The 20,068-nt window shown below is 66.3% G+C and carries 18 protein-coding genes; 15 read left to right on the forward strand and 3 right to left on the reverse strand.

What is annotated here, in order from left to right; translation table 11 throughout:
* The first annotated feature begins 3 nt into the window (after positions 1-3).
* From C7402_RS30220 to C7402_RS30265, 10 genes are all read left to right on the forward strand, one after another.
* Entirely contained in the window at positions 4-345 is a 342-nt protein-coding gene (locus C7402_RS30220) for a Rieske (2Fe-2S) protein (protein ID WP_116613235.1), read from the forward strand.
* Positions 346-488: 143 nt separating this feature from the next.
* Positions 489-1,199 carry a 2OG-Fe(II) oxygenase gene (locus C7402_RS30225; RefSeq protein WP_224040839.1) on the forward strand — a complete coding sequence of 237 codons (711 nt, stop codon included), beginning with the start codon at positions 489-491 and terminating at the stop codon, positions 1,197-1,199.
* Between the two features lie 30 nt (positions 1,200-1,229).
* Complete coding sequence (locus C7402_RS30230) at positions 1,230-1,781, forward strand: methylated-DNA--[protein]-cysteine S-methyltransferase (protein WP_116613237.1); 552 nt, start codon at positions 1,230-1,232, stop codon at positions 1,779-1,781.
* A gap of 19 nt (positions 1,782-1,800) precedes the next feature.
* Positions 1,801-2,547, forward strand: a complete 747-nt coding sequence (locus tag C7402_RS30235) for a 2OG-Fe(II) oxygenase (protein ID WP_116613238.1) — start codon at positions 1,801-1,803, stop codon at positions 2,545-2,547.
* Positions 2,548-2,827: 280 nt separating this feature from the next.
* On the forward strand, positions 2,828-3,547 hold the full coding sequence (locus tag C7402_RS30240) for a DUF969 domain-containing protein (RefSeq protein WP_116613239.1): 720 nt from the start codon (positions 2,828-2,830) through the stop codon (positions 3,545-3,547).
* Positions 3,544-4,494 carry a DUF979 domain-containing protein gene (locus C7402_RS30245; protein ID WP_116613240.1) on the forward strand — a complete coding sequence of 317 codons (951 nt, stop codon included), beginning with the start codon at positions 3,544-3,546 and terminating at the stop codon, positions 4,492-4,494. The genes C7402_RS30240 and C7402_RS30245 overlap by 4 nt, the downstream gene beginning before the upstream one ends.
* 10 nt (positions 4,495-4,504) lie before the next feature.
* Positions 4,505-5,515, forward strand: coding sequence for a DUF2891 domain-containing protein (locus tag C7402_RS30250; RefSeq protein WP_116613241.1), 1,011 nt, complete (start codon positions 4,505-4,507; stop codon positions 5,513-5,515).
* Between the two features lie 157 nt (positions 5,516-5,672).
* Complete coding sequence (locus C7402_RS30255) at positions 5,673-6,146, forward strand: CBS domain-containing protein (protein ID WP_116613242.1); 474 nt, start codon at positions 5,673-5,675, stop codon at positions 6,144-6,146.
* Positions 6,147-6,340: 194 nt separating this feature from the next.
* On the forward strand, positions 6,341-7,906 hold the full coding sequence (locus tag C7402_RS30260) for a methyl-accepting chemotaxis protein (RefSeq protein WP_112173562.1): 1,566 nt from the start codon (positions 6,341-6,343) through the stop codon (positions 7,904-7,906).
* 69 nt (positions 7,907-7,975) lie between these two features.
* Positions 7,976-8,374 (forward strand): VOC family protein, encoded by a 399-nt coding sequence (locus C7402_RS30265; RefSeq protein WP_116613243.1) that lies wholly within the window; start codon positions 7,976-7,978, stop codon positions 8,372-8,374.
* Positions 8,375-8,414: 40 nt separating this feature from the next.
* Here the strand turns inward: C7402_RS30265 and C7402_RS30270 are convergent, their stop codons facing one another.
* A complete protein-coding gene (locus C7402_RS30270; protein ID WP_116613244.1) occupies positions 8,415-9,827 on the reverse strand; it encodes a DUF2252 domain-containing protein in 1,413 nt (470 codons plus the stop codon).
* 290 nt (positions 9,828-10,117) lie between these two features.
* Between C7402_RS30270 and C7402_RS30275 the strand changes: the two genes are divergently transcribed.
* From C7402_RS30275 to C7402_RS30295, 5 genes are all read left to right on the forward strand, one after another.
* Positions 10,118-10,384 carry a hypothetical protein gene (locus tag C7402_RS30275; RefSeq protein WP_425273811.1) on the forward strand — a complete coding sequence of 89 codons (267 nt, stop codon included), beginning with the start codon at positions 10,118-10,120 and terminating at the stop codon, positions 10,382-10,384.
* A gap of 312 nt (positions 10,385-10,696) precedes the next feature.
* Positions 10,697-11,962, forward strand: a complete 1,266-nt coding sequence (locus C7402_RS30280; RefSeq protein ID WP_116613245.1) for an ABC transporter substrate-binding protein — start codon at positions 10,697-10,699, stop codon at positions 11,960-11,962.
* 94 nt (positions 11,963-12,056) lie between these two features.
* Positions 12,057-12,932 carry a branched-chain amino acid ABC transporter permease gene (locus C7402_RS30285; protein WP_116613246.1) on the forward strand — a complete coding sequence of 292 codons (876 nt, stop codon included), beginning with the start codon at positions 12,057-12,059 and terminating at the stop codon, positions 12,930-12,932.
* A gap of 23 nt (positions 12,933-12,955) precedes the next feature.
* Complete coding sequence (locus C7402_RS30290) at positions 12,956-13,882, forward strand: branched-chain amino acid ABC transporter permease (RefSeq protein WP_112173567.1); 927 nt, start codon at positions 12,956-12,958, stop codon at positions 13,880-13,882.
* Entirely contained in the window at positions 13,879-15,429 is a 1,551-nt protein-coding gene (locus tag C7402_RS30295; protein WP_112173568.1) for an ATP-binding cassette domain-containing protein, read from the forward strand. Before C7402_RS30290 ends, C7402_RS30295 begins: the two co-directional genes overlap by 4 nt.
* 23 nt (positions 15,430-15,452) lie before the next feature.
* Here C7402_RS30295 and C7402_RS30300 read toward each other — a convergent pair whose 3' ends face one another.
* Both C7402_RS30300 and C7402_RS30305 read right to left on the reverse strand, forming a co-directional pair.
* The gene (locus tag C7402_RS30300) at positions 15,453-17,186 is read right to left on the reverse strand and encodes a Na/Pi cotransporter family protein (protein WP_112173569.1); all 1,734 of its coding nucleotides are present in this window, start codon (positions 17,184-17,186) and stop codon (positions 15,453-15,455) included.
* 57 nt (positions 17,187-17,243) lie between these two features.
* Positions 17,244-20,015, reverse strand: coding sequence for a cation-translocating P-type ATPase (locus C7402_RS30305; RefSeq protein ID WP_116613247.1), 2,772 nt, complete (start codon positions 20,013-20,015; stop codon positions 17,244-17,246).
* Positions 20,016-20,068 lie beyond the last annotated feature (53 nt).

Genomic DNA, 20,068 nt, shown 5'->3' on the forward strand with positions numbered 1-20,068 from the left:
AGCATGGAAACCGTGAACCTGTGTCGGCTCGATGACGTGCCCGATGGCGGCGCACGCGTGATCGACGCCGCCTTGATGGGGCAACCTCTCGTGGTCGTGCGGCGCGCGGGCGAGGTGTGGGCCTATGCGAACCGCTGCCCGCATTTTTCGGCGCCGCTCGACTACGAGCCGGGGCGGGTGCCGACCTATCGCGCACAGGTGATCATGTGCGCGCATCACAGTGCGCTGTTTCGCTTCGAAGACGGGCAGTGCATCGAAGGCCCTTGCACGGGGGCGAAGCTCGACGCCATACCCGTGTGGGTCGATGCGCAGGCGAGGGTCGTGGCGCATTGCGCATGCCCGTGACAGGCCCGCATCGACCCATATCGAGTTAGATAGCAAGATTCGGATCGGCACGCGTCGTGTGGCGGCGTATCGTTCTCCTGTGCGCCCTATCAGCGAAACCAGGCGCGGCCAGCGGAGGAACCGATGCGATGAATGCCGGAGCAATGAGAGCGGAACAGCCGGACTCAGAACTGTACGACTGGGGCGAGATCGAGCAATCGCTCGATGCGCGCGGCCATGCCGTGCTGCCTCGCGTGCTCAGGCCCGAGCAATGCGCGAGACTCGCCGCCCTGTATGCGCGGGACGACGGCTTTCGCTCGCGTATCGTGATGGCGCGCCACAATTTCGGGCGCGGCGAATACAAATACTTTGCCTATCCGCTGCCGCCGCTGCTTCAGCGTCTGCGGCAAGCGCTATATCCGTACCTCGCGCCGATCGCCAATCGCTGGAACCGCGAAATGGGTATCGACGCGCAATACCCGCAGGAACTCTCCGCGTTTCTCGACCAGTGCCACCGCGCCGGGCAAACGCGCCCCACGCCGCTCATCCTCGAATACGGTCCTGGCGACTATAACTGTCTGCACCAGGACCTCTATGGCGAGCATGTGTTCCCGCTTCAGGTGGCGATCCTGCTTTCCCGCCCCGGCGACGACTTCGAGGGCGGCGAGTTCGTGATGACCGAGAGCGCGCCGGGCGGCCAGCACGCCGAGGTGGTGCCGCTCATGCAGGGCGACGCGGTGGTGTTCACCGTCAACCAGCGGCCGGCGACGAACCGGCGCGGCGGCCGGCGCAAGGTGGCCATGCGGCACGGCGTCAGCGTGGTGCGCAGCGGAAAGCGCCATACGGTGGGCCTGATCTTTCACGATTCGCGCTAGCGCCGGAGTTCGACGCGAGAGGACCGCATCATGCAACTGTTTCTGAGCCATATCGAGTCGCCGCTGGGCGACATCATGCTGGTGAGCGATGCGCGGCACACGCTGCACGCACTCGAATTCGCCGATCATCGCGCGCGGCTGCATCGCGGTTTGCGCGAGCGTTACGGCAGCGGCGCGCTGGCCGAGGCCGCCGCGCCCGCACCGATCGCGGACGCGATGGCCCGCTATTTTGCGGGCGAATGGCGCGCGCTCGAACCGCTGGCGGTCGCGATGGCGGGCTCCGATCTGCAAAACAAGGTCTGGGCGGCGCTGCGCCGCATTCCGGCCGGCAGCACCACGAGCTATGGCAAGCTGGCGCGCGAGCTGGGATTCGACGACCCGCGCGCGGCCATCGACATCGGCGCGGCCAATGGCGCGAACCCCATCGCCATCGTGGTCCCGTGCCATCGCGTGATTGCCAGTAACGGCGACCTGAAGGGATACGCGTGGGGTGTGGAGCGCAAGCGCTGGCTGCTCGAACACGAGAAGGCGATTCGGGCCGCGCCCGCCGCGCCGCAAACCGCCACGCTCCCAGGCTTTTAAACCGGATCGATCTTTGCCCATGACTTCATTTGCCACGACGATCGGCGAACTCGACTGGACCGCGATTACCGCGCAACTCGACAGCGAAGGCTATGCGGTATTGCCCCGCCTGCTCGATGCGGACCATGCACACGAACTCGCGCGAGCAGCGAGGGCGTCAAATGCATTGCGCCGCATGGCGTTGGACTCGGCCGATCTCGGGCGCGGCGATCTGCTCTATTTCGACGCGCAGTTGCCGCAGCCCTGGGCGCAATGGCGCACGGTTTTCTATCGGCATCTCGCGCCCGTCGCCAATCGCTGGAACGAGGCGTTGAACGTGGCGTATCGATACCCCGAGGAACCGGAGGCGTTTTTGGCCCACAACCGGCAGGCGGGACAGACGAAGGCGCAATCGCATGTGAACCGGCTGCGCGCCGACGACTATCTCGCCTTGCATCAACGCAACCACGGCGAGCATGTGTTTCCGCTACAGGTGGTCACGTTGCTCACGCAACCGGGAAAGGACTTCACGGGCGGCGAATTCGTGATGACCGAGCAGCGCCCGCGCATGCAGTCGCGGCCGATGGTCGTGCCGCTCGGTGCGGGCGACGCGGCCATCATCGCCACGGGCCAGCGGCCATTCAAGGGCAGCAGCGGCTATTACCGCGTGAACCTCAAGCATGCGATCAGCCGGGTGCGTGAAGGCGAACGCATAGGCGTGGAACTGTCGTTCCACGACGCGCCCGATGAGGCGCAGCAGCAGGCTGCGTTCAATCTGCAAGCCTGAGAAAACGGGCTGAGGGCGGCGGTCTTGCGCCGCTTTCCGTCCCGTCGATGCAACTAACTGCCAACCCAGCGCGCCCGCCCATTCGCGCGGCTTCGCGGTGCGATCTCTCCCGTCTTCATCCTGTCCGTCACGCCCAGGGACTTCCCGTATACAGACTTTATCGACTATTTGTCGATAAATTGTCGTGATAGATTCCCGGGCTGCATTGAGCGCCACGGGGAAACGGCGCTCGCGCGTGCGGTCCCGCGAGGCCGCCGCGAACACATGAAGCGGAGGAGAGATGCTGGTTCTGATAGGGGTGCCGATCGTGGTGATCGGCTTTGCATTGCGCCTGAACGCGCTGCTCGTCGTCACGGCGGCCGGCATTGCGACCGGGCTGGCGGGCGGCCTGCACACGGTCGAGATCGTGAGCGCGTTCGGCAAGGCGTTCGCCGACAATCGCTATATGGGCCTCGTCTGGCTCACGCTGCCCGTGATCGCGCTGCTCGAGCGCAACGGCTTGCGCGAGCAGGCCAGGCAACTTATTTCCCGCGTGCAGGCCGCCACCACCGGGCGCGTGCTGATGCTCTACTTCGTGGTGCGCCAGTTCACGGCTGCGCTCGGCCTCACGTCGCTCGGCGGCCACGCGCAGATGGTGCGCCCGCTCATCGCGCCGATGGCCGAAGCGGCCGCCACCAAGCGCTACGGCGAAGTGCCGGACGCCGTGCGCCAGCAGATCCGAGCGAACGCCTCGGCGGTGGACAACATCGCCGTGTTCTTCGGCGAGGACATCTTTATCGCGATCCAGTCGATCCTGCTCATCAAGGGCTTCCTGGAGCAGAACGGCATCATCGTGCAACCGCTTCAGGTGTCGGTCTGGGCGATTCCCACGGCGTTTGCGGCGCTCATCATCCATTGCGTGCGTCTGAAGCTGCTCGATCACAATCTCTCGCGCCGCCTGAAGGTGGCGGGCGCAACGGGTACAGCGGCTGCGGCAAGCCGCCAGGGAGCCGCCTCGTGATCCGCCTCGAATCGCTGTATGTGGTCGCGGGCCTGATGTTCGCGTGGTTCGCCGTCTTCAATCTACTCGACCGCGCGAATCCGCGCCGCGTCATCAACTTCGTGTTCTGGGGCGTGTATGCCGTCACGTTCCTGTTCGGCGGCGAGTTGCCGCATTTCGTCATGGGGTGCCTCGCCATCGCGCTTGCGCTGATCGCGGGCTCCGGCAAGCTCGGCCGCAGCCCATCGGGCGGCGACAGCGAACAGGCCGCCGCCCGCCGCGAGCAAAGCGCCCGCCGCTTCGGCAGCCGCCTGTTCATTCCGGCGCTGCTGATTCCCGTCGTCACGCTCGTCGGCACGCTCACGCTCAAGTCGGTGCCCTTCGTCGAAGCGAAGAACGTCACGCTCATCTCGCTCGTACTCGCGACGCTGGTGGCGTTTGGCGTGGCGCTCGCCATGCTGCGCGACTCGCCCGTGCACGCGCTCAAGGGCGCGCGGCACACCATGGACGCCGTGGGCTGGGCCGCCATCCTGCCGCAGATGCTGGCGGCGCTCGGCGCGCTGTTCGCCGCTGCGGGCGTGGGCCATGTGGTGTCGGAACTCGTCACGAACTGGATTCCGCAAAATTCGGCGTTCGCGGTCGTCGCCGCCTACACTTTCGGCATGGCGCTGTTCACGATGATCATGGGCAACGCGTTCGCCGCGTTTCCCGTGATGACGGCCGGCATCGGCCTGCCGTTGATCGTGCATCAATTCCACGGCAATCCCGCGATCCTCGGAGCGATCGGCATGCTCTCGGGTTTCTGCGGCACGCTCATGACGCCCATGGCCGCCAACTTCAACGTCGTCCCGGCGGCGTTGCTCGAACTGAGCGACAAGAACGGCGTGATCAAGGCGCAATGGCCCACCGCCGTGCTGCTGCTGATCGTCAACACCCTGCTGATGTACTGCTTCGTTTTCCGGTTCTGATGAGATCACGATGACCACACACCTCACCGCTGCCCACGCTTCGAAGTTCGCCACCCTCGCGCTCGCGCACCTCACGCGCGAGTACCCGAACAAGCTGACCCACTCGCTCGAAGGCCCGCAGGACGTGCAGGGCCCGCGCGCCCTGCACCCGGTGTTCTACGGCAGCTACGACTGGCACTCGTGCGTGCACGGCTACTGGCTCGTGCTGCATTTACTGGAGCGCTTCCCCGATTTGCCCGAGGCCGCGCAGATCGTCGCCGTGGTGGACGAGCACTTCACGCCGGAAAAGATGGCCGGCGAGATGGCCTACCTCACGCTGCCGCACAACCTCGGCTTCGAGCGCCCGTACGGCTGGGCGTGGCTGCTCGCGCTGGCGGCGCAGGTCGACGCGCTGAAGCTGCCGCAGGCCGCGCGCTGGAAGGCGGCGCTCGCGCCGCTCACCGACTGGTTCGTCGAGCGCTTCGAGGCGTTCCTGCCGGTGGCGACCTACCCGCTGCGAGTGGGCACACACTTCAACACCGCCTTCGCGCTCACGCTTGCCCACGACTTCGCGAAGGCGAGCGCGCGTCCCGCGCTGGCGACGCTGATCGAGGAAACGGCGCGGCGCTGGCACGCGAACGACGCGGGCTGCCAGGCGTGGGAGCCGGGCGGCGACGAGTTCCTCTCGCCCGCGCTGAGCGTGGCCTTGCTGATGAGCCGCGTGCTGACGCCGGGCGACTTCGAACCGTGGTTCACGCGCTTCTTGCCGAACCTCGCGGCGCGCGAGCCTGTCACGCTCTTCACCCCGGCCACGGTGACCGACCGCAGCGACGGCAAGATCGCTCACCTCGACGGCCTGAACCTGAGCCGCGCCTGGTGCCAGCGCGCGCTCGCGCGTGCGCTGCCCGCGGGCGATGCGCGCGTGGCCGTGCTGGAAGCGGCGGCGCAAACGCATCTGGCCAGCGCGCTCGATCACGTGGCCGGCGACTATATGGGCGAGCACTGGCTCGCCACCTTCGCGACGCTCGCGCTCGAAGCGTGATGCGGTGAAGTCCGGACGCTGACGTTCGCCCGACAAGGTTCGGCCGATGCAGCACGCGCCGAGCCTTCCAGACTGAAGTTTTGCCCCTTCGCGGTCGATATAACGGGCTCAAGCCCGCGCCGCGGGGGCAGCGAATCAACCCAGGTTCTGGAAGGCTATGCAAGTAGAGAAATTCATGACGAGCCGTGTCGTCACCATCGGTTTCGACGACACGCTGGAAACCGTGCGGGAAATCTTCGCGAAGGCGAGTTTTCACCATCTGCTCGTGGTCGAGGACGGCAAGCTTCAGGGCGTCGTGTCGGACCGCGACCTGCTGCGCGCCATCAGCCCGTTCATCGACAGCGTAGTCGAATCGGCGCGCGACCTCGGCACGCTCAACAAGCGCGTGCATCAGATCATGAGCCGCAAGCCGCTCACGCTGCGGCCCGAGTCGAACCTTTCCGAAGCCGTGGCCCTGTTTCTGACCAACAAGGTGTCGTGCATCCCGATCGTGGACGGCGAGTTCCGCCCCGTGGGCATCGTGAGCTGGCGCGACGTGCTGCGCTACCTCGTGCCGATGGACGAAGCCGCCGAGGCCGCCGAATCAGCCGTATCCGCCGCATCAGCCGGCGACCCGCCGCCGGCCGCATGACGCCGGGCTAACGGTCGTGCTTCTTTTACGCGAACCATAAAGTTCGCGTCCTCTCCTGCCGTTGATATGAACTGGACGCTTAATCGGCCCGAATGCCCGGGCCGCACTGGGTAAGCGCGCCGCAACAATCGATGAAAAAAGACTGGGACGCGTGCGGCCGCCAGAGCCGCGCGGCCCACGGAGAGAGACCAGGAATGCTTCACAAGCTGTCAATACGCGCGAGCCTGACCCTGATGATCGCCTTCTTCGGGATCGTGCTGATTATCGGGGCCGCCACCGGGCTCCTCTCGATGCGCGCGGGCAACGCCTCGCTGCGCACCATGTACACCGTCGATACGCCCGCCGTCGCCGACCTCGAAGGCAGCGCCGGCCAGTTGCTGCGCCTGCGGCTCGCGCTCGCCACCTACGCGTCGCTTGCCGATCTCGGCGACCAGGACGCCGCGAACGCGGTGCTCAAGCGCTTCGACCAGTATCTGAAGAACTCGAACGATCGTCTTGACCACTATCTGTCGATCGCGAGCGGCGAGGGCGAGCAGCAGGACCTCATCGCCGACATGCAGGCCAAGCGCAACAGCTTCCTGCACGACGGCGTCGACCCGGCGCTCGCGGCGCTCAAGGCCGGTGACAAGACCGCGTTCCAGGAACTCCAGGGCCACAAGCTGCCCGCGCTCTACAACAGCTACGAAAAGGCCATGCTCGTGCTCGAAAAGCGCCAGATCGATCACGGCGCGCAGCAGTACCAGGAGGCGCAGGACCGCTTCAACCTGGTGAGCATCGTCGTGGCCGTGGGCATGGTGCTGTCGCTCGTGTGTGCATGGATCGGCCGCGCCGCGCTCATGCGCGCGATCGTGCATCCCGTCGACGCGGCCATCGCGCAGTTCCAGCGCATCGCCGCGGGCGACCTGAGCGGCAAGGTCGCGGCCACGAGCAACAACGAAATGGGCCGCCTCCAGGCCGCGCTGCGGCAGATGCAGGACGCGCTCATCAAGATGGTCGGCACCGTGCGCGAAGGCGCGCAATTGATCGACAAGGGCGTGACCGAGATCGCCGCGGGCAACACGGACCTCTCGCAACGCACCGAGCAGCAGGCCGCCTCGCTGGAGGAAACGGCCGCGAGCATCGAGGAGCTCACCTCCACCGTCAAGCAGACCGCCGAGAACGCCCGCCAGGCGAGTTCGCTCGCCGAAGGCGCGTCGGGCCTCGCCGCGCAGGGCGGCGCGCTCTCGCGCGAAGTGGTGGGCACCATGCAGGACATCGTGAGCGACTCGCGGCGCGTGGGCGAGATCGTCGGCGTGATCGAGGCGATCGCGTTCCAGACCAACATTCTCGCGCTCAACGCGGCCGTTGAAGCGGCGCGCGCGGGCGAGGAAGGGCGCGGCTTCGCCGTGGTCGCGAGCGAAGTGCGCTCGCTCGCGCAGCGCAGCGCCGCCGCCGCGAAGGAGATCAAGGAGCTGATCGAATCGTCGACCTCGCGCGTTCAGACCGGCGCGGGCCTCGTCGAACGCTCGGGCTCGACGATGGGCGAGATCGTCGATTCGATCGCGCGCGTGAGCGCCATCATGAACGAGATCGCCTCGGCGGCTTCGGAGCAGAGCACGGGCATCGATCAGGTCAACGTGGCCGTGGGCCAGATGGATCTCGTGACGCAGCAGAACGCGGCGCTCGTGGAGCAGGCGTCGGCCGCGGCGTCGTCGCTCGAAAACGAAGCGCATCGCCTGAGCGCCGCGGTATCGGTGTTCCGCACGGCGCACGCGGCTTAAGGCGCGATCGAGGCGCTGCCGCCCGCCGGTTATAGTCGTGATCTTTCACGACGGGTGACAGGAGAAACGATGCAGCTTCTCGATCATGTGTCGATCGGCGTTCCCGATCTCGACGCGGCGCGGCCTTTCTATGACGCGATCATGACCGCGTTGGGCGCGACCAAGGTGTATGACCGCCCCAACGCGCTCGGCTACGGCGAGCGTTGCGGCGCGGCGGACACGCAGTCGACATGCCTCGCCGTTTATCTCGATGCGAGCGTCATCGAGCCGAACAAGCGGCACTGGTGTTTCAAGGCCGCCACGCGCGCGCAAGTCGATACCTTTCACGCGGCGGGACTCGCCGCCGGCGGGCGCTCCGACGGCGATCCGGGCCTGCGCGCGCACTATCACGCCGACTACTACGGCGCGTTTCTCATCGATCCCGCGGGAAATCGCGTGGAAGCCGTGTGCCATTCGGCTTCGGCGTGACGCTGCGCGCCGAAGCTGTCACCCACTGTCATCGGCCGCGCTAGATGCGGAAATCGGCGGCCATGTCCTCGTCGCTGCGCGCCTGAAGTTTGCCCGAGCGGCATGCCGCCATGAACGTCTGGTAGTCCTTTTCATTCTGGACGGCGCAGGCGAGGGCGTACTGCACGAGCGCGTCGGCGAAGGGATCGCCGCTGCCGAGATAGGCGTCGATTTCGACCGCCTGGCCGCTCGCCTTCGCGTGGGCGCGCGCGAGCGCCCAGCCGCATGCGCGCGCGTAGCCCTGGAGCAGCGTGTTGTCGAGGCGCTCGACATCGGCGGAATACTTCATGTCGCGTAGCTGGCGGAAATAGAAGTGGCGTCCCGCCGGCCCCGTGGTCCAGCCGAGGAAGAGATCGCTTGCGGCCTGAAGGAGCCGCTGGCCGCTCACCACGCGCTCGCCTTCGTGGGCCGCGTCCTGCACGCCGAAGAACTGCGCGACGACCGACTGGCGCGCTTCCTTCACCTGGAGAAAGAGCGGCTTGTCGTGGCTGTCCACCATCAGCATCACGAGGCAGACCGTGCCGACGCTGCCCACGCCCACCACCTTGAACGTGATGTCGTGCAGCTCGAACTGGCGCACCAGCGCACGGCGCTCGGAGGCGAGCGTGGCGAGATAGCCCTCGAAGGTCTTGCCGAGCTTGCCCTTCCAGCTTTCTGTTTCCGCCCAGTTGCTGTCCTTGCCGAGCAGCGAGTTCGGGCCGCCGGGGTGGAACATCGCGGGCGGCGCGTCCTGCATGATCCAGGTGTCGTCGCGCTTCACGGCCATCTTGCGCAGCACGGTTTCGTGCGTGCGCGTCTGGCCTTTTTCCTTCGCGCGCTGGATCAGGCGGCGGCCTTCCGCCGTCGCCGCTTCCTCCATCATGCGGTCGAACGTGACGAGCTCGTACCAGAGTTCGAGCGCGCTGCGCTCCGAATATTCGTTCATGCGGTTGCGGTACTCGTACACCGCCGCGCGCACGATGTCGCCGATGGTGGCGTCGTCGACGCCCATATGGCGGCCCGCGACGGCGAGGCTGCCGCACAGACGCTTGACGTCCCATTCCCACGGGCCGGTCGCGACTTCGTCGAAGTCGTTCAGATCGAACACCTGCTGACGCTCGGGCGTGGCGAAACCGCCGAAGTTCATCAGGTGCGCGTCGCCGCAAATGGGAAACGTGAAGCCCGAGTTGGGCGTGCGCGCGAGATCGTGCGCCTGCAAGATCGCGCTGCCGCGAAAGAACGTGAAGGGCGAGACGGCCATGCGCCCATAGCGCAGTGGAACCAGCGCTTCCACGCGGCCGCGGCTGTTCGCTTCAAGCAGTTTGATGGGATCGCGATTGACGTTGCCGATCGCGTTATGCTCCGAACGCTTCGCGCGTTCGCGTGCCTGCCGACCGGCGGCTTGCCGCTCGGCCAGCGTTTGTGTCCCCGCCATATGCGCACCTCGATTCGTTCATGTCGTCAGAATGCGATTCGTGAGGCTGCGGACTCGCAGCGTTGCTGCACCATACGCGGTACGCGGTACCCATGCGCCGCGCGGCGCTGCCCAGTGTAGCACCGAACACTTTGGCGAATTCCGTGCGTGAGAGGCGGCGCAATGGGCGTTGGGGGCGTAGGGAGAAGTGGAAGCCAGGTTAAAGGCGCGCGGCAAAGCGGTTGCCAACCCAACCACGCGCGACGATGATGCGCGCAGTTGCGGCAGTTCGCTACGCACACGAGGGCAACATGAAGGAAGACATGACACGCGCCGACGGCTACTGGTTTCGAGCCAAGCGCTATGGCTGGGGATGGGGACTGCTCCTCACCTGGCAGGGATGGGTCACGCTGGCCGCGTATGTCGTGCTGGTGTGCCTCGTCGCGGTATTTTTCGAGCCGCATGCGCATCCGTTCGTGTTTGCGGCGTTGCTGGTCGTGTTGACGCTCGCGCTTACGGCGGTGTGCTGGCTCAAGGGCGAGCCGCCTCGCTGGCGCTGGGGCAAAGATCGCGAATAACACGGTCGGCGGGCTGCCCGAACGCTGCCCGCCCGCGTTCTCGCATTCCCGTATTCCCCTCCCTTTCCATCCTGCCGCTCGTGCAGTGCAATGGCTCACGCCCTTTGCGGAGGCGCCGCGTTTTGCACGGAGTCCGTAACGTTGCGCGGCGATATTTTTTCCGCTTTGCACCATCCGTTGCGCAGGGTTCCTGTAATCGTTTGTACCGATTGAGCGCCCGAAAGCGGGTGATAGTGTTGTGGGCGCATTCTTCAAAGCTGCCACATAGCGAGCAGCAGTCGTTCAACGAACCCACCGAATCGGAGATGCCTGATGTCCAGCAACGGAATGTGGAGAAACCTGCATCGTGTCCTGGCTTCGGGCATGGTGGCGACGGGGCTTGGTTTCACGGTGGGCGCCCACGCCGCCGGCGACCCGATCAAGATTGGCGTGATCAGCGAGGAGTCCGCGGTGGCGGGCGCCTCGATCAGCAAGGCGGCGCAACTGGCCGCCGACGAGATCAACGCGAGCGGCGGCGTGGACGGCCGTCCCATCCAGATCATCGCGTACGACGACCACTCGTCGGCCTCGGACGGCGTGCGCGCGTTCCAGCGCGCCGCGACCCAGGACAAGGTCGTGGCCGTGATCGGCAGCTATATCAGCGAAGTGGCGCTCGCCATGGAGCCGTGGTCGGCGCGCCTGAAGATGCCCTTCGTCACGCCCGGCGCGGCGAGCAACGACATCTCGAAGCACGTTCACGACGACTACGACCACTACAAGTACACGTTTCACGGCTGGATGACGTCGGCGTTCATCGCGCAGTCGATCTGCGATTTTTCGCATGACGTCCTCGTCGGCCAGTTCAAGATGAAGTCCACGGTCGTGATGAGCGAGGACGCCGCGTGGACCAAGCCGCTCGACGAGCGCTACATGGAATGCCTGCCCAAGGCCGGCCTCCAGGTGCTCGACCACATCCGCTTCAATCCGGACACCACCGACTTCACGCCGATCTTCAACCAGATCGAGGCGAAGCATCCCGACACCATCACCACGGGCATCAGCCACGTGGGCGTGCAGCCGACCGTGCAGTGGCACGACCAGCAGGTGCCGATCCCCATGTCGGGCCAAAGCTCGCAGGCCACGACCACGAGCTTCTGGAAGGACACGAACGGCGCGACCGAAGGCGTGATCACGGCCTCGGCCGCCGCGCCGGGCGTGGCGATCACGCCGAAGACGGTGCCGTTCGCGGACGCGTACCAGAAGAAGTTCGGCGTCTCGCCCGCCTATTGCGGCTTCTCGACCTATGACCTCGTCTACATCCTCGCGGACGCGATCAAGCGCAGCAAGGGCTCGACCGACCCGGACAAGATGGTCGATGCGATGGAGAAGACCGACTACGTGGGCACGATCGGACGCTGGCAGTTCTACGGCAAGAACGATCAGTTCACGCACGCGCTGAAATACGGTCAGGGCTATATCACCGGCATCAACCTGCAATGGCAGAACGGCAAGCAGGTTGCGATCTGGCCGAAGTCCGTGGCCAACGGCACGGTCAAGTTCCCGACCTTCATCAAGGTGCAGCAGGCAAGCGCCAACTAGCCGCGTAGCGGCACCGCGCGCGACACGGCCCCTCGCGAGGCGACGGGCCGCGTCGCGCATGGATCGATATCCTGACTACCATGAAGGGCCGGACATGCTGCTATTGCAGATTCTCGTCGACGGCTTTGCGATCAGTTCGCTCTATGCGCTGGGCGCGATCGGCTTCACGTTGATATTCGGCGTTTCGGGCATATTGAATCTCGCGCACGGCGGCGTGATGCTGGTCGCGGCGTTGATGGGCTGGATGCTCGCGGGCGAAGCCGGTCTCGGCACCTACCCCGGCACGCTGCTGGGCGTAGTGGCCGGGCTCGTCACGGCGTTCATCACCTATCTGATGGTGGTGCGCCCCATTCAGCGCTCGGCGGCCATTCCCGCCGAAGAGAAGGAAATCTTCGTGCTCACCGGCACGCTGCTGTGGGGCATCATGATCCAGCAGGGCATGGCGTGGCTCTTCACCGACAACCCGGTGACGATGCGTCCGGTCATCAGCGGCGTGGCGAACCTCGGCGGCGTGCGCGTGCCGTTCAACGAAATCATGATCGCGGTGGTGTGCTGGGCCGTGATCGGCTTGCTGTGGCTGTTCGTGAACCGCACGCGTGCGGGCAAGGCGCTGCTCGCGGCTTCGATGAATCCGCGCGGTCTCACGCTGCTCGGCTTCGAGCTCTCGCGCATCTATCTGCTCGCGTGGAGCATTTACGGCGTGCTGGCGGGCATCGCGGGCGTGCTGCTCGCCTCGTTCCTTGGCGTGAGCACGAACAACGCGGGCCAGCTCACGGCGAGCGCGTTTTCCATTGTCGTGCTGGGCGGGCTTGGCAGCGTGTCGGGGTCGTTGATGGCCGCGTATGTCGTCGGCTATCTGGAGACCGTCACCGCCTATCTCGTCGCGCCGACCCTGCGGCCCTTGCCCGCGCTGCTGCTGCTCGTGCTCGTGGTGTACGTGCGGCCCCAGGGCTTCCTTGGGCGGCGCTAGGCGCGCGACTGGAGCGTATCGACATGTCCGTTCTTCTTCGTTCGCGCGCGCTGTGGGTGGCCGTGCTGCTTGCCGTGGCGGCGGTCACGCTGCCGTGGTGGCTCTCGGGCTATATCCTGGGAGTGCTGACGGTTGCCTACTACTTCGGCGTATTCGCGATGTCGTGGGACCTGCTGTTCGGTTTCGCGGGCGAGGTCAATTTCGGCCCGACGTTTCTGATCGGCCTCGGCGCCTATTCGGCGGCGATCATCGACGCCCATTGGGGCTTGCCGATACCCGTTTGCGTGATCGCGGGCGGTCTCGTTGCGCTGGTGGGCGGCCTGCTGCTCGCGGTGCCCGCGCTGCGCCTGCGCGGCCCGTATTTCGGCCTCGTCACGCTCGTGGCCGTGCTGCTGCTACAGAACGCCATCGTGATCTTCGCGGGCGTGACGGGCGGCGAGATCGGCATGATGGTGCCCGACGTGATGTCGGTGGACGCGAGCCACAACTACTGGATCGCGCTCGCGTTCCTGATCGTTTGCGCGGTCCTGCTGTTCGGCCTCTCGCGCTCGGCCATCGGCCTGATTCTCCAGGCAAGCGGCCAGGACGCGACCGGCGCGCAGGCGCTCGGCTTCAACGTCACGCGTCACAAGCTCGTGGCGTTTTGCATCAGCGCCGTGTTCTCGGGCGTGGCCGGCGCGATGCTCGTGTTCTATCAAGGCACGGCCTCGGTGAGCACGGTCGTGGATCTGAGCGTGGGCGTGCAGATCATCATCGCGGCGGTGCTCGGCGGGCGCCGCACGATACTCGGCGCGGTGCTCGGCTCGATCTTCCTGATCGTCGCGGGCGAATTCCTGCGTCCGCTCGGCCAGCTCAACACGTTTGTCGTCGCGGCCGTGGCGCTCGCCGCGCTACTGTTCTTTCCGGACGGGCTGCTCGGCAACCTGCTGCGCGCGAGGGAGCGCCAATGAACGACACGCCGCTTTTGTCGGTGCGCGGGCTGACCAAGCGCTTTGGCGGTCTCGTCGCGGTGAAGGACATCGGCTTCGACATCCGGCCCGGCGAAATTCTCGGCCTGATCGGCCCGAACGGGTCCGGCAAGTCGACCGTCATGAAGCTGATCATGGGTATCGAGCGGCCCAATGCGGGTTCGGTCAAGGTGGACGGCGTGGAGATGGCGGGCTGGGCGCCGCATCGCATCGCGCGCGCGGGCGTGGGCATCGTGTTCCAGCATTCGCGTCCGCTGCACCGGCAAACGGTGCTGGAGCACATCAAGCTCGCACTGTTGCCCGACTCGCTCGTGAAGCTCGCCGCCGAACCGCACGTGCACCAGCGCGCGCAGGAAATCGCCGCGCGCGTGGGACTTGCCGCCGTCATGCACCGGCATCCGGCCACGCTGCCGTTCGCGGACCTGCGCCGCATGGAAATGGCGAAGGCGATTGCGCGCGATCCGAAAGTCGTGCTCGTCGACGAGCCGTTCGCCGGGCTCACGGTCGCGGAATCGGAGGCGTTTTCCGAGTTGATTCGCGGCTTTCGCGCGGAGGGCCGCGCGGTGCTGCTGGTCGATCACAACGTCAAGAGCCTGTCCGCGCTCGCCGACCGCGTGCTCGCGATGTACCTGGGCGAATACGTGGCCGAAGGCACGGCCGAAGCGGTGATGCGCAACGAGACCGTGCGCCGCGTGTATCTGGGCGGCACGCTCGAACTGCACCCGCGCAACACGGGCGCGGCCAGCGCGAAGCCGGCCATCCTCGAAGTCGCCGACGTGCGCGTGCTCTACGACAAGGCCTGCGCGCTCGACGGCGTGAGCCTCACGGTTCGCGAGGGCGAGTTCGTTTCGGTGGTGGGGCTCAACGGCGCGGGCAAGACGACGCTTTTCAACGCGCTCTCGGGCCTCGTGCCGTACCAAGGTTCGATCCGCTTCGACGGGCGCGACCTGCGCGGCATGAGCGGCGCGGCCATCGCGCGCTCGGGCCTCGTGCAATGCCCCGAAACGCGCGAGCTGTTCGGCGACATGACGGTGCGCGAGAATCTCGAACTCGGCGGCTATCGCCTCACCGACGCCGTGCGCGCAAGTCAGCTCACGTGGCTGTTCGATCTGTTCCCCATCCTCAAGTCGCGCCAGGGTCAAACCGCGCGCACGCTCTCGGGCGGCGAGCAGCAGATGCTCGCCATCGCGCGTGCATTGATGCCGCAGCCCAGGCTCCTGATTCTCGACGAGCCGACGCTCGGGCTCGCGCCCGTGATTCTCGATCAATTGTCGAAAGCGCTCGATGCGTTGCAGAAGGCCACGCCCATTACGGTGCTGCTGGGCGAGCAGAACGTGAGGTTCGCGCTGCCGCATGCGGACCGCGTGTATGTGCTGGAGCATGCGCGCATCGTCTGGGAAGGCAGCGCATCGCGCTTCGAGGCGGAGATGGGCCGCGGCTTTCTTGAAGCGGTGCCGTCGAGCGACCCGCAAGCATTGGCCTGCGGCGAGCCCGGCGGCAAAGGCGACTCGCGGCAGGCGAGCCTGTAGCGCACCCTCACACACACAGCCGCTTACGCGGTTTCTGCCGCCGGTTCCGGCTGCGCATCCGATTCCGGATCGGCCACCTTCACGTCGTGCAGCCAGCGCGTGGCCTTGGCGATGGCGCGCGACAGCCGCGCCACTTCGTTGAGCTGCTCGATCATGTCGTTGGCGAAGCGGAACGCGAAGGCGGCGCCTTCGTTGCGCAACTGCACCGCGGACATGACGCTCTGCCGCGCCTGGTCGGACAGCGCCTCGATATCGGCCTTGGCGTTGACGATGCGCGTCGCGACATCGGCATCGGGATGCGAGACCGTTTGCACGGCGAGCGTGAAATGCTCGATCACCGAAGTCGCGAAATCGATCATCGCCGGCCCGCGCAGGAAGCTCATGTCCGTGCTTTGCGCGACTCGCCGCTGGCTCAGCGCGAGCATGCTCGTCGTGGCGACTTCGCGAATCGCGTCGAGGCAAGTGGCGATTCGCGCGAGGTCCACGACCTGACGCCCTTCGTCGTCGCTCTGCACCGAGTCAGAGAGCTTGCCGATATAGGTGAGCACGGCGGTGCTGAGCGTGTCCGCCGCCTTGTCTTCGTTCGTGAGCGTGGAGAGTGCCTGCGTGGAGCTTTCGACCACGAGCCTCGCGCTATGCTCGACCAGCACCTGCACCTGCTTGCCAAGCGAAGCCAGTTCGAGCTGCACGCGGGCAATGGCGAGCGCCGGCATTTCGACGAGCGTCTCGTCGAGGTAGCGCGGCACGCCCGGGTCCTGCCATCCCTCGCGCGCCGCGGGCGCGAGGCGTTCGGCGATCTTGCCGATGGGCCCGGTGAACCAGATCAGCACGAAGGTGCTGAACACGCTGAACACCGTATGCGCATTCGCGGCCTGCCGCGGCGTTTCGGCCGCGAGCCGCGCCGCGCCCGTCAGCTCGGGCGCGGAGGGCGAGATCATACGGATGAAATCGGCGAACTGTGGAATCACGAAGGCGAAGAACAGCACGCCTATCACATTGAACAACAGGTGGACGATGCCCACCTGCGCGGCCTCCGCCGACTTGCCGATCGACGCGAGCAGCGCCGTGCCGCAGGTGCCCACATTGGCGCCGAGTATGAGCGCAATGCCCGATTCGAGCGGAATCAACCCCTGGCTGCCGAGCGCGATGACGATGGCGAGCGTGGCCGCCGAGCTTTGCACGATGGCCGTGAACACCGCGCCGATCACAATGCCGATCAACGGATTGCGCATGTTCTGCATGGCGTCGATGAACGGCTGGTAATCGCGCAAGGGCCGCGTGGCGTTGCCCATCATCTCGATGCCGAGAAAGAGAAGGCCCAGGCCGAGCAGCGCGCCGCCGAACTCGCGCACCATCTCGCGCTTCGCGAAGCTGTACAGCAGGAACCCGCCGCCGAGCATGTATGGCGTGATCGCCGAGATGTTGAAGGCGATGATCTGCGCGGTGAGCGTCGAGCCGATGTTGGCGCCCATGATCATGGGGACCGCCTGCTGGAGCGTCATGAGCCGCGCGGAGACGAAGCCCACCAGCAAGACCGTGGTGATGGTCGAGGAGTTCAGGAGCGCCGTGATGCCCGCGCCTGCCAGCACGCCGCGAAAGCGGTTGGCGGTGAGCGAGCCCAGCAGCGACTGGAGGCGCGGGCCCGCTATGGTCTTGAGCGCCCCCGTCATGAGGTCCAGCCCGAACAGGAACAGGGCGAGGCCCCCGACCAGCAATCCGATAATCTCCAGCAGATTCAGGTTAGCACCGGGCAGCATGGCAATGGGTCCTCTCTGGGCAGGACGGCAAGGATAATTCAGCTCATCGAAGCGATCTTACGCGTCATGGTACGACCTTGCGCTCGCGCTACGCTGCTGCGGGGTGACCGAACGCTTGAGCGCCGGGATCGAGCGGATCACGAACTTCTCCAGCTCCACAACGAAGAAGAACAGCACGGCGCCGGCCACGAGCCAGATCCAGGCCGAAAGCGGCAGCGCTTCGGTTTCGAAGATCGCGTGGAACGGCAGGGCGTAGGTGAACAGCAGTTGCAGCACGATCACGCCGCCAATGCCATACCAGAGATACGGATTGCCCTTGTGCGCCCGCAGGGAGAGCGACGAGTTGACGCGCGAGCGGCTATTGAGCAGATAAAAGACCTGGCCCATCGTGATGGCGTTGACGGCGGCCGTGCGCGCGAGCGGGTCCGAGGCGCCTTGCGACTTCATCCAGAAGAACGCCGCGAGCGTATAGAGCACGAGCGCCGCGCCGACAAAGAGGATGCGCCAGATGCCGAAGGGCGTGACGATCGCCCGGTCGATCTGGCGCGGCGGGCGGCCCATCACGTCCGGCTCGTGCGGCTCGAACGAGATGACGAGGCCGAGCGCGACCGACGTGACCATGTTCACCCACAGCACCTGCGGCGCGGTAATGGGCAGCGAAAAGGCGAACAGGATCGCGACCGCGATCACGGTGCCCTGCGCGATGTTCGTGGGCAGCAGGAACAGCATGGCCTTTTCGATGTTGTTGTAGACCGTGCGCCCTTCCTTCACCGCCGCGGAAATCGAGGCGAAATTGTCGTCGGCGAGAATCATGCCCGCCGCTTCTTTTGTGACTTCCGTGCCCTTGATGCCCATGGCCACGCCGATATCGGCCTTCTTGAGCGCCGGTGCGTCGTTCACGCCGTCGCCCGTCATGGCGACCACCTGCCGGTTGGCCTGAATCGCCTTGACGAGCCGCAGCTTGTGCTCCGGGCTCGCGCGCGCGAACACATCGACGTTGCGCACGCATTCCTGGAGCGCGGCGTCGTTCATCGCCTCGATCTCGGTGCCCGCCACGGCCGTCTTGCCGTCGCCGATGCCGAGCATGCCCGCGATGGCCGCGGCCGTGACCTTATGATCGCCCGTGATCATCGTGACGCGGATGCCGCCGCCGTGACATTCGCGCACGGCGTCGATCGCTTCCTTGCGCGGCGGGTCCATGAGGCCCACGAGGCCGAGCAGCACGAGCGTCTTCGGCAGATCCTGCGGGCCGAGGTTGCCCGTCGCGAGGCCCGGCTCCGGCAGCCATGCGAGCGCGAGCACGCGCTCGCCCTGCGAGGCGAGCCGCTCGCCCTCGCGTGCGAAGCGCTCGCGCTCGAGCGGGGCGGGGCCGCTAGCGGTTTGCTGGCGGTCGCAATGGTCGATGATGACTTCGGGCGCGCCCTTCACGAGCAGCATCTCGCCCTCGGCCGAGCGGTTCAGCGTGGCCATGAACTTGTGCTCGGACTCGAAGGGAATGGCGTCGATGCGCGGCGCGGCGGCCGTTTCCGCGGCGCGGTCCATGCCGAGCTTGCCCGCGAACGGATAGAGCGCGCCTTCGGTCGGGTCGCCCTCGACCTTCCATTTGCCTTCTTCCTCGAACAGTCCGGCGTCGTTGCACAGAATGGATACGCGGCCCATGAGCGCGAGCACCTGCGGCGCGGCATCGAGCGGCTTGCCGTCGGCCTTGACCTCGCCTTCGGGCGCGTAGCCGTCGCCGGTTACCGTATAGGGCGCGTCGGCCGTCACCACGGAAGTCACCATCATCTCCATGAGCGTGAGCGTGCCCGTTTTGTCGGAGCAGATGCGCGAGACGGAGCCGAGCGTTTCGACGGCGGGCAGGCGCCGGATGATGGCGTTGCGCTTCGCCATGCGCTGCACGCCGATGGCGAGCGTGATGGTGATGAGCGCGGGCAGGCCCTCCGGTATCACCGACACGGCGATGCCCACCACGGCCTGGAACAACTGGATGAAAGTCATGTGCCCGAGCCAGTGGCCCCAGGCGAACAGCAGCACGCTGATGATGCCGATGGCGATGGTAATGACGTAACCAAACTTCTTGATCTGCCGTAGCAGCGGCGTTTCGAGCGCGCTGACTTCGGCCAGCATCTGGTTGATACGTCCCAGCTCCGTCTGGCTTCCCGTCGCCACGACAATGCCGGTAGCGCGGCCCGAAAGGACCATCGTGCCGGAAAACGCCATGTTTTCGCGGTCGCCCACCGTGGCTTGCGCGGGCATCACTGCCGTGCTCTTTTCGGCGGGAACGGATTCGCCCGTGAGCGCGGCCTCCTCGGTGCGCAGGTTGCGCGCCTCGACGAGGCGAATGTCGGCCGGAATCCGGTCGCCCGATTCCAGCAGCACGATGTCGCCGGGCACCACCTCGTCGGCGGGCACGAGGCGCACGGCTCCCTCGCGCAGCACCCGCGCCTCGGCGGAAAGCATGTTGCGGATCGAGTCGAGCGCCTTTTCCGCGCGCCCCTCCTGGAGGAAGCCCAGCAGCGAGTTGAGGATGACGACCGCGAAGATGATCGACGCGTCCAGCCACAGGTTCAGCATCAGCTTGATGAAGCCGGCCGCGAGCAGCACATAGATGAGGACATTGTTGAACTGGGCGAGCAGGCGCGCGAGCGGCCCGCTTTTCTTGCCCTGGGGCAGCAGGTTCGGCCCGTAGGTGCCGAGGCGACTCGCTGCGTCCTGCGCGTCGAGCCCCTGCGACGGGTCGACGTTGAGCTGGCGTTCGACCTGCCCGGCCGGCATGGCGTGCCAGGGCGCTGCGTTCGCGACGGAAGCCGCACTCTCAGCTGAACTCATCTTCGCCCCTCCTGGTTTGATGCCTGGTCAATTGCCACGGTCGCGCGCGCGAC

It is taken from the genome of Paraburkholderia unamae, from assembly GCF_003096875.1.
Lineage (GTDB): Bacteria > Pseudomonadota > Gammaproteobacteria > Burkholderiales > Burkholderiaceae > Paraburkholderia > Paraburkholderia unamae.

Excerpts from the sequence above, each read along its gene's own strand:
- C7402_RS30260 (WP_112173562.1), top strand. The coding sequence starts at position 6,341 with ATGCTTCACAAGCTGTCAATACGCGCGAGCCTGACCCTGATGATCGCC.
- C7402_RS30225 (WP_224040839.1), top strand. The coding sequence starts at position 489 with ATGAGAGCGGAACAGCCGGACTCAGAACTGTACGACTGGGGCGAGATC.
- C7402_RS30240 (WP_116613239.1), top strand. The coding sequence starts at position 2,828 with ATGCTGGTTCTGATAGGGGTGCCGATCGTGGTGATCGGCTTTGCATTG.
- C7402_RS30285 (WP_116613246.1), top strand. The coding sequence starts at position 12,057 with ATGCTGCTATTGCAGATTCTCGTCGACGGCTTTGCGATCAGTTCGCTC.
- C7402_RS30295 (WP_112173568.1), top strand. The coding sequence starts at position 13,879 with ATGAACGACACGCCGCTTTTGTCGGTGCGCGGGCTGACCAAGCGCTTT.
- C7402_RS30250 (WP_116613241.1), top strand. The coding sequence starts at position 4,505 with ATGACCACACACCTCACCGCTGCCCACGCTTCGAAGTTCGCCACCCTC.
- C7402_RS30235 (WP_116613238.1), top strand. The coding sequence starts at position 1,801 with ATGACTTCATTTGCCACGACGATCGGCGAACTCGACTGGACCGCGATT.
- C7402_RS30220 (WP_116613235.1), top strand. The coding sequence starts at position 4 with ATGGAAACCGTGAACCTGTGTCGGCTCGATGACGTGCCCGATGGCGGC.
- C7402_RS30280 (WP_116613245.1), top strand. The coding sequence starts at position 10,697 with ATGTCCAGCAACGGAATGTGGAGAAACCTGCATCGTGTCCTGGCTTCG.
- C7402_RS30275 (WP_425273811.1), top strand. The coding sequence starts at position 10,118 with ATGAAGGAAGACATGACACGCGCCGACGGCTACTGGTTTCGAGCCAAG.
- C7402_RS30290 (WP_112173567.1), top strand. The coding sequence starts at position 12,956 with ATGTCCGTTCTTCTTCGTTCGCGCGCGCTGTGGGTGGCCGTGCTGCTT.
- C7402_RS30305 (WP_116613247.1), bottom strand. The coding sequence starts at position 20,015 with ATGAGTTCAGCTGAGAGTGCGGCTTCCGTCGCGAACGCAGCGCCCTGG.
- C7402_RS30270 (WP_116613244.1), bottom strand. The coding sequence starts at position 9,827 with ATGGCGGGGACACAAACGCTGGCCGAGCGGCAAGCCGCCGGTCGGCAG.
- C7402_RS30300 (WP_112173569.1), bottom strand. The coding sequence starts at position 17,186 with ATGCTGCCCGGTGCTAACCTGAATCTGCTGGAGATTATCGGATTGCTG.
- C7402_RS30230 (WP_116613237.1), top strand. The coding sequence starts at position 1,230 with ATGCAACTGTTTCTGAGCCATATCGAGTCGCCGCTGGGCGACATCATG.
- C7402_RS30265 (WP_116613243.1), top strand. The coding sequence starts at position 7,976 with ATGCAGCTTCTCGATCATGTGTCGATCGGCGTTCCCGATCTCGACGCG.
- C7402_RS30255 (WP_116613242.1), top strand. The coding sequence starts at position 5,673 with ATGCAAGTAGAGAAATTCATGACGAGCCGTGTCGTCACCATCGGTTTC.